The 11,552-nt window shown below is 65.2% G+C and carries 7 protein-coding genes; 2 read left to right on the top strand and 5 right to left on the bottom strand.

What is annotated here, in order from left to right:
• Positions 1-537 (top strand): GGDEF domain-containing protein (locus DU475_RS05165; protein WP_164631049.1); only part of this gene is annotated, 537 nt, incomplete at its 5' end.
• On the opposite strand, the gene proA is transcribed toward DU475_RS05165, so the two are convergent.
• Positions 506-6,460, bottom strand: coding sequence for an anti-phage protein ProA (gene proA / locus DU475_RS05160; protein ID WP_013503912.1), 5,955 nt, complete (start codon positions 6,458-6,460; stop codon positions 506-508). The two genes, DU475_RS05165 and proA, sit on opposite strands and share 32 nt — an antisense overlap.
• A 319-nt stretch (positions 6,461-6,779) precedes the next feature.
• On the opposite strand from proA, the gene DU475_RS05155 reads away from it, so the two are divergent.
• Positions 6,780-7,634 carry an NAD-dependent epimerase/dehydratase family protein gene (locus tag DU475_RS05155; RefSeq protein WP_013503911.1) on the top strand — a complete coding sequence of 285 codons (855 nt, stop codon included), beginning with the start codon at positions 6,780-6,782 and terminating at the stop codon, positions 7,632-7,634.
• Position 7,635: 1 nt separating this feature from the next.
• On the opposite strand, the gene DU475_RS05150 is transcribed toward DU475_RS05155, so the two are convergent.
• The 4 genes from DU475_RS05150 to galE form a co-directional block, all read right to left on the bottom strand.
• Entirely contained in the window at positions 7,636-7,773 is a 138-nt protein-coding gene (locus DU475_RS05150; protein WP_013503910.1) for a hypothetical protein, read from the bottom strand.
• Between the two features lie 79 nt (positions 7,774-7,852).
• Positions 7,853-8,554, bottom strand: coding sequence for a fumarylacetoacetate hydrolase family protein (locus DU475_RS05145; RefSeq protein WP_013503909.1), 702 nt, complete (start codon positions 8,552-8,554; stop codon positions 7,853-7,855).
• A 58-nt stretch (positions 8,555-8,612) separates the two neighbouring features.
• A complete protein-coding gene (locus DU475_RS05140; RefSeq protein WP_164631047.1) occupies positions 8,613-10,415 on the bottom strand; it encodes an ABC transporter ATP-binding protein in 1,803 nt (600 codons plus the stop codon).
• A gap of 121 nt (positions 10,416-10,536) precedes the next feature.
• Positions 10,537-11,550, bottom strand: coding sequence for a UDP-glucose 4-epimerase GalE (gene galE / locus DU475_RS05135; RefSeq protein ID WP_164631045.1), 1,014 nt, complete (start codon positions 11,548-11,550; stop codon positions 10,537-10,539).
• Between the last annotated feature and the right edge of the window lie 2 nt (positions 11,551-11,552).

Here is an 11,552-nt window from a genome sequence, read left to right as displayed (position 1 = left end):
GAATGGGCGCGCGCCCGCCGCTACCAGCGGCCGATGTCGTTTCTGATGATCGACATCGATTACTTCAAGGCGATCAACGACGGCTTCGGCCATCAGGTCGGCGACGAAATGATCGTTCACCTCGCCAGGCTGGCGCGCGACTGCAAGCGGGATTGCGACGTGCTGGCGCGGCTCGGCGGCGAAGAGTTCGCGCTGCTGCTGCCGGAGACCGATCTGGCGCAGGCCCAGGTTGTGGCCGAGCGCCTGCGCCGCGAGGTCGCCGCCAACGTGTTGGTGGTGGCGTCGCGCAGCATTCCGGCCACCGTCAGCATCGGCGTCGCCACCGCGCTGCCGGGGATGGACGACGTCTCCGAGCTGATGAAGGCCGCCGACCAGGCGCTGTACGACGCCAAACATGCCGGCCGCAACCGCGTCATCTGCCGCGCCGCGCACGACGCCGCCCCGAGCCTGGTGCCGGACCTGCCGGTTCATTGCCGGGCGTCGGCGACCGGGGACAATGACACTGTCACAAGCTCGAGGCTCGCGCGTTCTCGATAGCCTCCTGAAGGCGCTCCCGCGATGGAGCCGCCAGCCGCTCGATGTCGAGAAGCCGGGCATAGACCAGCGGCGGGTCGTCTTCATCGAGGGCGTGCGCGTGCGTCAGGATAAAATCGACCAGCTCCGCCAGCGCGATTTCGGCCAGAGGTCGGCGGTGATCCGGCCCGTGAGGTCTTCGAAACGCGAGACGCTCGGCCACCGTGCCGGGCAGCCACAAAAACGAACCGGGCGTTTCGTCCGTCCGATGGTAGTTCTCAAGGTGACGTGACACCTGATCGCGAATTCGTGCGCCCGTCCGCGACCAGCCGTGCGCCCTTGCGATTCGCTGCGCCAGCACGTCCTCCCGCACCGGAGCTTCGGCGGCCATCACCGCGTCGATCATCGCCTCGATCGTCGGTCGGTACGAGAATTCGAAAAACCGTTCCGCCTCTGCCTTGAAGCCTGACAGGTCGACGATACGAAACGTCGCGCGCACCTCGGGGAAGGGGGCAAGCGAGGCAATCCGTACCTCGCCCGCTGACCCCGCCGGCGGTCGAGGCACAGGGCTCTCGGTTCCGCCGGAGGCCTCGTTGTCACCGTCCGCCGGACTGCCAGCTTGCTGCGGGGCCGGGGTGCTCGCAACAAGGTCGATACCTTCCGGGAAATCGGTCTCCGTCTCGCTCTCCGAATTGTCGGAGTTTGCGGTCGCTGCGCCATCGGAACGGCTTGCCGCCAAAAGATCGTTCAAGGCCGCATGGATACGCTCGATCGCATCGGCAGCGCTGAACCACCAGTCGGTCGACCAGATCCGCAGGATATTCCAGCCCAAACCGCGCAGCACCTGCTCGCGCACCTTGTCGCGATCGCGGGCGGTGGCTGAACTATGATAGGTGGCGCCGTCGCATTCGATGCCGGCGAGATACAGCCCGGCGTGATCGGGATGGCGGATGCCGAGGTCGATACGGAATCCGGAGACGCCGACCTGCGTCGCCACCTGCCAGCCGCGCGCTTGAAGCGCGGTTGCCACCGCTTGCTCGAACGGAGACTCGACGCCGCCGAGCGATCCCTCATCCTGAGCGGGCAGGGCGATCGCACCGCGCGACGCGTAGTCTAGAAACGCCTTGAGGTGACGTACACCGACCGCCTTGCTGCGATCGAGATCGATGTCGTCGGCACGGATGCCGGAGAATACTCTCAGTTCGGTTCGCGCGCGTGTGACCGCGACGTTCAGCCGCCGCTCGCCGCCGTCGTTGTTGATCGCACCGAAATTCATCGGCAGCTTTCCGGCCGCATCGCGGCAGAAGGTGATCGAGAAGTAGATCACGTCGCGCTCGTCGCCTTGGATGTTCTCGAGGTTCTTGACGATCACCGGCTCAATCCGGTCATCAGAGAAGAACCATTCGAGGTCGGGCTCCGCGCGGCAAACTTCGTCGAGCAGATCCTGAATCAGCGCCTGTTGTTGGGCATTGAACGTAATCACTCCTATGGTCGGGCGCTCGGCCTCCGGCAAGGCGAGCCAGCTCTTCAGCTTGATGCGGATGTCGGCGGCGATCGCGCGAGCCTCTTCGCGATTGGTCCGGCTCTTGCCCCGATCATAGATTCCGGTCGGAACCAAGTTCAGCGAGACTGCGCGATCCTCCGTCACCGGACTCGGGAAGGTGACGAGATGATTGTCGTAGTAGTGCCAGTTGGAGAACGCGATCAAGGACTCGTGACGGCTTCGATAGTGCCATCGCAGGTGACGGACAGGAAGCCCTGAGGCGCGTGTCTCGTCGAGAATGCTCTCGAGGTCCCGATCGAATTCGGGCACGCTGTCGTCCTGATCGTCGGCGCGGCCAAAGAAGTTCGTTGGCGGCAGTTGCTTGGGATCGCCGACGATGATGGTCTGCCGGCCGCGGGCAATCGCTCCGACCGCGTCCCAGGTGGCGATCTGCGACGCCTCGTCGAAGATCACGATGTCGAACAGCGCCTGATCGGGTGGCAGATACTGCGCGATCGAAAGCGGTGACATCAGCACGCACGGCGCGAGCCTGCTGAAGCTCTCCGGCATCGCGGCGATCATCTCCCGGATCGAGCGACTGGGGCGCTTCAGGCCCATCTGGTGGCGCAATTGCCCAAGCTCCGACTGCCGCGGCACTGCCTCCGACGCCGGAAGGCCGTGCGCCAGTGTGCTGACGATCTTGTCGCTGGCGTGCGCGCGGACCAGATCGTCGACGGCTCTGAAGTCTTCGACCGCATTCTCGTGGGCGAAGCGGCGGAAACTCCGCAATTCCTTGCTATCGTCGATCGCCAGCGGAAGCCACCAGCGGGCGTAGCCGAGCCGGAAGGCTGATACGCTGCGGTCGGTCGGCACCGCGCCGTTCTCGATGTCTTCCACCAAGGGAAGCAGCCCGCGCGCGATGGCGCGCTTGCGAACCGAACACCACGAAGACCAGTCGCGAAACAGCGAGCGGGCCTGCTGAATTTCATCCATCTGCCGAACGATGGTGCCGAGACAGTCCTCGTGCTCGCGTTCGAGCGGAACGCCGGCAATCGCCTCGAAGCCGACGATGCATTCCTGAAGCTCGTGGTAGCGGGCCAGATAATCCTTGGCGGCCGAAAGTTGCGGCTGGTTGACTTGTCCCTTCAGATTGGCGGCGATGCTGGCCGCAACCCTCTGCACGTCGCCTGCGAACTCCCCGAGCTGAACCAGCGAAGTGCGCAGGCGCTCCGCTTTCTCCAGATGGTTCGTCAGCGCCTTGCAGTCGGTGTCGAGGCCGTTGAAGGCCAGCGGAGTCTCGGCGACGGCATTGCCGCGGATCGATTGGAGCCTTGCTTGTAGATCGCGGAGCAGCCCGATGTCGGTGCCTGGGTCCGCCGTCTTGGTGCCGGCGTAGGATCCGAGCAGCCGCTTCACGCGTCGCGTTCCGAGCCAGGATTTCGGCCACATGGCGGCCTTCGCTTCGTGCCAATCGCGCTCGATATCGGCGATCGGAATGCGGGCCACGGTGTCTGGTGCGTAGCGGGCCGACAGCTTGGTTTCACTGTGGCGGTAGGCCGAGATCGCCGTTTCGAGCTCGGCCAGCGCGCGTGCCAGCGCGGAGAAGTCGCGATGCAGAATGATCGTGTGATCTTCGCCTGACGTCGCGATCAGATCCTTCGCGAGTTCAGCGAAGTACTTCAAGCCGTCCGCGCGGCAGTCCTTGAGATTGTCGAGCCCGAGGCGGGGACTGATTGCCGTCAGTGCAGCGTGTGCCGCTGCCGCCGCCGTCGCGAGGGCTCGTGCTGCCCCGAGCAGTTTTTCCTGCCAGGCATTGGTCCACTCCTCGACATGCAGCAGGCGCAGGACGGGCCGGACCTTCACGGCTGAATAGGTCCGCCCGAGTTCGGTGGCCAGATCTTCCAGCTCGCGGTAGCCCTGAGCGTCGTGAGCGTTCTTGCTTGGCCACTCGAACTTCGGCGCGTAGTCGTCTTGTCCGAGAGTCGCGATGCCGATTGCGGCGTAGGGCGTCAGTCCATTCGGCGACTGGCGATGCAGCGCGTCGACATAGGCGTTCAACTCGTCGCGACGGATTTGCAGACGATGATTGAGCGTCACCCATTCGGTTTCGCGTTTGGCCGCTCGCTTTTCCCACGAGTTCTTCAGTTGGCCGAAGAAGTGCTTGCGGTCCGCCTTGCTGGAATGCAGCTCGAGGCAGTGGTCGCCGAGCCGATGTTCGCGCAGCCGTCGATACACGACGTCGAGAGCCGCTGTCTTCTCGGCGACGAACAGCACGGTCTTGCCGGCCGCCAGGCACATCGCGATCATATTGGCGATCGTTTGGCTCTTGCCGGTGCCGGGCGGTCCGATGATGACGAAGTCCCGCCCCTGTGCGGCAGCGAGGCATGCGGCGATTTGAGACGAGTCCGCCGGAAGCGGCAGCACCAAATCGGCCGAGGCGAATTGCCGGTCGATATCGGCTGCATCCGGAAATGGCTGGTCAGCGCCGTCGAGAATCCGATCGGGATTGTCGATCAGGTGTTTGACAACACGATTCTGCCGCAGCGCCGCGACGCGGTCGGTGAGATCCTTCCACATCAGGTACTTGGCGAACGAGAAGGTCGACAGCGCGATATCATCGACGACTTCGAAGCCCGGAACGTCGCGGACCGCGCGGCGGATGCTGTCGAGTACCTTGGAGACGTCGATGCCCTTGTCGTCCTGCGGGAGTCCGCCGCGAAAATCCGGAAGCGAAAGGTCGAAATCCCGCTTCAGAAACTGCAGCAAGGTGGCGTTCAGTTGGGGCTCGTCTTCGTGGAATTTCAGGCGGAAGCGGTCGGATGCTCCCGACCGCTCGAGCTTCACCGGCAGCAACAGCAGCGGGGCGCGATAGACCCTCTCGTCGGTCGGCGTCTTCTTCCATTTCAGGATTCCGACCGCGAGATACAGCGTATTGGTGCCACCTTCGGTGAGATCGTTCCTGGCTTGGCGATACAGATCAGTCAGGCGGGCGGAGAGCTCCTTGGCTTCGAGCTTCGACGAGAGTTCGTCTCGCTTCAGTGCTTCGGCCGCGAAGGTCCGGTGCAGGTCGTCGCCGCGCCGATCGCGATGCAGCGAAGGGTCTCGATCGCCTAGCGGATTTTGCTGCGGAAGCGAGATGATCTTGATCGCGGTCCCTTCGGCGAGTCGATCTTCAAGGTCGGCGACGTCGGGGCAAAGGAAGGGGATGGCTCGTTTGCCTTCCGAGAAGTTCAACAGTCGGTTGCGCAGCGACAGATCGAGTAGCCGTGATCGCCACCGCTCGATGCGTCCCTCGGGCGTGGTCGGCTTCTCGTCGGCCAGATCGGTCGGCATGAGAATGTCGGGCTCGGCCGGTAGAGGGAGTTCAGCGGGCGTATCCGTCTCGTCGGCCGCTGTTTCCATGCGCGGCGCGTGCGAGGCCAATGGCAGGATGCCGGAAGAGCGCGATCGCGCGACGTCGACTGCCGCGGCGAAGGCTTGGGGCGAATCTTCCTTGAGTTTGTCCTCGCCTACTTTCCTGGCCTGCTCGAACGTCATGGCAGGTCGGTGCGTGACTCCTGTCGTTTCGAATACGACGAGCTCATGCGCGGCGATGGCTTTGCGAAGCTCGCTAACGTCGCCTTCGATCGTGTTCGGCAGAGTTCGCTTGACCAGCCACACGCCGGCAAACGCATGTCCGTCGAGCAATACGGTCACCGCATTCAGCCCGACCGCTTCCAGCGCCGCGGCGAACAGAAGTGTGAAGTCCAGGCAGGTCCCGAGCTGATCCTGGATCAGCTTGCTGGGCCCACGGATCTTCTGCCCCCGTCTTTCGAAACTGGCGGGCGGCTCGGCGTAGTGAATTCCGAGTGCCGCGATTGCCGAATAAACTGCTGCCGCCAGCATGTAGGCGCGCTTCGGATCGTTGCTTTGGTACCCGTCCAGGGCCGAGGAGTGGCCGTGCGAGGCAAGGCGCTCGGCGGCCGATCGCAGCACCCTGTGGATGGCCGGATCGTTCGGCATGACGAACGCCGGAAGTAGCTGTGCCATGTCGGACACGCCGCCCCATTCGTCACGAGCCAGCAGCCGCACCGGCACGATGGTCTCGGCGACCACGGCGTCGGCTTGCAGGAGTCGCAATCTGATGTCGCCGGCTTCGGCTTCATCGAGCCCCGCCAGATAAGACGGGTCCAGATCCACGCGCCTGTCGCCGAGCGCGTGGTTGTCGCCCGCGAAGACCCGGTCGATCGTCCAGGTCTTCGCCCGGAGGAACGCGGGACTCGAGGTCAGCTCCAGACGAAGATTCTCGATCGGGTCCGGGCTCGCATTGGCGATCGATATCGCCCGGATCACCGGGATCGAGTTCTGATGCGAGGCGAACGTGAATTTCTCCGCCAGATTGGCCACGATCTCGATCGCTGCGGCTTGCGCTCGCGAACACACATTTTCAGCCGCTGGATCGGCCAAGTCACCTTCAGACGTCATCACAAAACACCGCTCTTTAGTGCAATCATTGCGGCACCAAAGTCCGATCACAAGCAGAGATTGAAGAGCAAGTCTATTTGCTGTGCCCCGATCGGCGGATTTTCCAGAGCATTTGCCGGCCGATCCAGTCCCGAACAGCGGCCGTGGCGTGCCGCTGGCTGCTGTCGCGATCACCACGACCGACTGAAGAAGCATCGACCGCTCCGGCCTCGTCACGTGATCAGCCGCCACACCTGGCGGGCCATTGCTGCTATGCAGCCGTCATGGACAGCAGCGAATCGTAACCGGCGCCCTCGGCGGGCGGATTGTTGGAGCCGTAATGACCCGACCGCAGCCTTTCGTGATCGGCGCCACCGGGATGGTCGGCGGTGCGATTCTTCGGCGGTTGATCGCGGAGGGCGCGCAGCCGGTGGGGCTGTCGCGTCAGGAGCGGCAGCCGGGGGATGGCGTGCGCTGGGTTGCGGGGGATCTTGCCGATCTCGGCGGCGTCGCGCTGCCGCCGATCGATGTGGTGTTCGCGACCGCGCCGGTCGGGCGGGTGGCAGATGCGGTGCCGGCGCTGGCGGCAGCCGGGATGAGCCGGCTGGTGGTGTTCACCTCGACCAGCATCGAAACCAAATGGGATACGCCCGATCCCGACGAGCGCGCCTTCATTCGCGATTGGGGCGCCGGCGAAGCGCGCGTGATCGCGGCCTGCGCGGCCCATGGTGTGGGTTGCACGGTGCTGCGGCCGACGCTGATCTATCTCGAAGGCCGCGACCGCAATGTCAGCCGTATCGCCGGGCTGATCCGGCGCTTCCGGTTCTTCCCGCTGATGGCGGGCGGCGAAGGGCTGCGACAGCCGGTGCATGCCGACGATCTTGCCGCCGCCGCGGTCGCCGCCGCCGAGCGGCCGCAAGCGATCGGCAAGATCTACAATCTGCCGGGCGGCGAGACCCTGAGCTATCGCGAGATGGTCGGCCGGATCTTCGACGGGCTCGGGCTGCCGCGCATCATCGTGCCAGTGCCGGATTGGGTATGGCGGATGATCCTGCCGGTTGCGGTCAAGGTGCTGCCCGGGCTGTCGGCCACGATGGCGACCCGGATGGCCAAGGACATGACCTTCGACGCCGGCCCGGCTGCCGCTGACCTCGGCTTCCGGCCCCGTCCGTTCCGTCCGCGGTTTCGATCCTGAACTACTGATTGGCGGCGTTTGCGGCGATTGCGATCGGTGGCTGGCCGCGCCAGCTCAGGCCGCCGGCATTCTGTGCGGTGGCCAGAAACACCACCATCGCGATCCACACCAAAAGATATCTTCCAAGGTCGGACATCATGGCGGCAGCTCCCGATCAGCTCCGCCTGATATTCCCGATTTATGGTTAATAGCCGGCTAACGCCGATCCGACGAGCCGGTCAGGCCGGCTGGCCGATGGTGACGTCGAGCGTGCCGATGCCGTCTACGCCGCAGGCGATGGCATCGCCCGGCGACAGCGCCGCGACGCCGGCCGGTGTGCCGGTCATGATGATGTCGCCGGCGGCGAGTTCGACCTGCGCCGACAGCTTGGCGATGATTTCCGGCACGTTCCAGATCATCTCGGACAGATCGCCGGTCTGTCGCTCGGTGCCGTTGACCGACAGCCAGATCTTGCCGGTGGCCGGATGGCCGATCTCGGAGGCCGGGCGCAGCGCTCCGCACGGCGCCGAGGCGTCGAACGACTTGCCGATCTCCCAGGGCTGCTCCTTCTTGCGCGAGGCGATCTGCAGGTCGCGGCGGGTGAGGTCGATGCCGACCGCATAGCCACAGACGTGATCGAGTGCCTTCTCGACTGGAATGTTCAGCCCGCCGCTCTTCAGCGCCACCACCAGCTCGACCTCGTGGTGCAGGTCCTTGGTCAGCGGCGGATACGCGATGGTTGCACCATCGGGCGCGACCATGTCGGCGTGCTTGGCGAAGAAGAATGGCGGCTGGCGCTCGTCATTGCCCATCTCGCGGACGTGCTCGAGATAGTTGCGGCCGACGCACCAGATCCGGCGCACCGGAAAGCGGTCGCTCGTCCCGGCAACGGCGAGACTGGGCTGCGGCGGCAGGGCGATCACGAAACCAGCGTTGCTCATGAGTGTCTTTCGCAAGCTAAGGAGGCAGGGCGGAGGGGCGGTATCAGGTCCGATCAGGCTAGGCAGTGGCAGCGGCCGGCGCCAGCGGTGCGGCGTGGCGCTGCTGCAGCCGGAAGAACGAGGCGTAGCGGCCACCGCGGCGCAGCAGGTCGTCGTGCCGGCCCTGCTCGACGATCTCGCCGGCCTCGACCACCAGGATGGAGTCGGCGTGCATGATGGTGTGCAGCCGGTGCGCGATCACGATGGTGGTGCGGCCACGGGCGAGATGATCGATCGCCTCCTGCACCAGTTTCTCCGACTCCGAATCCAGCGCCGCGGTGGCTTCGTCGAGCAGCACGATCGGCGCGTTGCGCAGCAGCGCGCGCGCGACCGCGATGCGCTGGCGCTGACCGCCGGACAGTTGCGCGCCGTGCTCGCCGACCGGAGTGTCATAGCCGAGCGGAAAGCTCATGATGAAGTCGTGCGCGCAGGCCGCCTTGGCGGCGGCGACGATCTCGTCGTCGGTGGCGCCGAGCTTGCCGAACGCGATGTTGGCGCGGACGGTGTCGCGGAACAGATAGACGTCCTGGCCGACATAGGCGGTCTGCTGCCGCAGCGACTCGCGCGATACGTTCGCGGTCGACTGTCCGTCGATCCGGATTTCGCCGGACTGGACTTCGTACAACCGCAGCAGCAGCGCCAGCACCGTCGACTTGCCGCCTCCGGACGGGCCGACCAGCGCGGTCATCTTGCCGGGCTCGGCGACGAAGCTCATGCCGTTGAGCACCGGTTCGTCGGGCCGATAGGCGAACGAGACGTCGTCGAACTCGACCCGCGCCTCGCTGAGCTGCAGCGCCGGCTTGTGGCCGTCGGCGGGCTCGCTCGGAGGACTGTCGATCACTTCGAGCAGCATCCGCGCGCCGACCAGACCGCTGTTGAGCTCGATATTCAGCCGCGCCAGCCGCTTGGCCGGCTCGTATGCGAGCAGGAACGCGGTCAGGAACGAGAAGAACTCGCCGGGTGTGGCGCCGGTCGCGACCACACGATAGCCGCCGTACATCAGCGACGCCGCCACCGCGAAGCCGCCGAGCGTCTCCATCAGCGGGCTGGCGCGGTTCGACACCCGCGCCATCTTGTCGGCATTGGCCTGCACCGCGGAGATGTTGGCGTCGATGCGGTCGCTCATGGTCTTTTCGAGCGAGAACGCCTTCACGGTGCGGATGCCCTGCAGCGATTCCTGCATCGTCTCCAGGATCTGGGCGTTGCCGGTGAACTGCGTCAGCGCCAGCCCCTTCACCCGCTTCACCAGCTTGCGCACCACGAACGCCGCCGGCGGCGCGATCAGAAGCCCGAACAGCGCCATGAACGGATCCTGGATCACCATCACGGTGACCAGACCGATCAGCGACAACAGATCGCGGCCGATCGCGTTGATCAGCAGGTTGAGCACTTCGGTGACCGAATTGGCGCCGGCGGTGAGGCGGGCGAGGAATTCGGAGGAGTGCCGCTTGGCGAAGAAGCCGATGCTCTCGTTCATCAGCTTGTGGAACATCCGCCGCTGATTATTCGCCAGGATCGCATTCTTGATCTGGGTCAGGATCACCGACTGGCCATAGGTCGCCGCGCCCTTCAGGCTGAACACCACCAGGGTGACGATCGACCAGAACATGATGCCCTGCAGGTCGCGATCGACATAGGCCTGGTTGATCACCTTGCCCAGCAGGAACGCCGAGCCGGAGGTCGCCGCGGCGGCGATCGCCATCAGGCCGAAGGCCAGCGCATAGCGTCGCCAGTAGGCTGACGCCTGTTCCATCACCAGGCGGCGGATGAGCTGCCACGCGCCATACGGGTCGTCAGTGATCTTGCGTGGGGCTTCGGTCATTCCCGCGTTCCATCGACGGCGTCGAACCAGGGTCGCGCGCGAGGAAGGCGTGCGTCTTGGCGGAGTCCTTGCCCCCGCTGGACCGGATTTTCAAGCCAAAACGATGGAACCAGCGCCGCGGTCAGGCTGGAATGGCTTGCAATTCAACCGCTTGGCGCTCGCGCAGCAGCTTTTCCTCCCACGCCAGAGCGTGCGCCGCGATGCTGTCGAGATTGTCGTATCGTGGGGTCCAATCCAGCGTGCGGCGGATTCGGCTGGTGTCGGCGACCATCGTCATGATGTCGCCCGGCCGACGCGGCGCCGAGGCGACCGCGAAATTGCGACCCGCGACGCGTTTCACCGCGTCGATGGTTTCGAACACCGAATAGCCGTGGCCGTAGCCGCAGTTCAGCGTCACCGGCCCGCCGCCGGCGCGCAAGTAACCGAGCGCGGCGCCGTGCGCCTCAGCGAGGTCGGTGACGTGAATGAAATCGCGGATGCAACTGCCGTCCGGCGTCGGATAGTCGGTGCCGTAGACGTCGATCCGGCTGCGCTGCCCGGTCGCCGCTTCTACCGCGATCTTGAGCAGATGGGTTGCGCCGACGGTCGCGAGCCCGAGCCGGCCCAGCGGATCGGCGCCGGCGACGTTGAAGTAGCGCAGCGCCACGTAGTTGACGCCGTAGGCTTCCGCCGCGTCGTGCAGCATGATCTCGGTCATCAGCTTGGAGCGACCGTAAGGAGACAGCGGCCGTGTCGGCGCGTCCTCGCCGACCGGAACGCGGTCCGGATTGCCGTACACCGCCGCGGTCGAGGAGAAGATGAATTTCTTCACGCCGCGCCGCACTGCGGCACTCAGCAGACTGCGCGAGGTCGAGGTGTTGTTGCGATAGTAGCCGAGCGGGTCGCGCATCGAGTCCGACACGATCACCGAACCGGCGAAATGGATGATGGCGTCGACGCGGTGCGAGGCGATCACGCCGTCGATCAGGTTTTCATCGCCGGCGTCGCCGATGAACAGCGGCACGCCTTCGGGCACGAACTGCGAAAAGCCGGTGGAGAGATTGTCGATCACCACCACGCTTTCGCCGGCCTCGACCAGCGCCAGAACCGTGTGGCTTCCGATGTAACCGGCGCCGCCGGTGACGAGTACGGTCATCG

It is taken from the genome of Rhodopseudomonas sp. WA056, assembly GCF_010906995.1.
GTDB lineage: Bacteria > Pseudomonadota > Alphaproteobacteria > Rhizobiales > Xanthobacteraceae > Rhodopseudomonas > Rhodopseudomonas palustris_G.
Note: the sequence above shows the minus strand (reverse complement) of the source record. Positions and strands in the feature narration are given on the sequence as shown.

Coding starts and splice junctions, on each gene's coding strand:
- proA (WP_013503912.1), bottom strand. CDS start 6,460: ATGACGTCTGAAGGTGACTTGGCCGATCCAGCGGCTGAAAATGTGTGT.
- DU475_RS05140 (WP_164631047.1), bottom strand. CDS start 10,415: ATGACCGAAGCCCCACGCAAGATCACTGACGACCCGTATGGCGCGTGG.
- galE (WP_164631045.1), bottom strand. CDS start 11,550: ATGACCGTACTCGTCACCGGCGGCGCCGGTTACATCGGAAGCCACACG.
- DU475_RS05150 (WP_013503910.1), bottom strand. CDS start 7,773: ATGATGTCCGACCTTGGAAGATATCTTTTGGTGTGGATCGCGATGGTG.
- DU475_RS05155 (WP_013503911.1), top strand. CDS start 6,780: ATGACCCGACCGCAGCCTTTCGTGATCGGCGCCACCGGGATGGTCGGC.
- DU475_RS05145 (WP_013503909.1), bottom strand. CDS start 8,554: ATGAGCAACGCTGGTTTCGTGATCGCCCTGCCGCCGCAGCCCAGTCTC.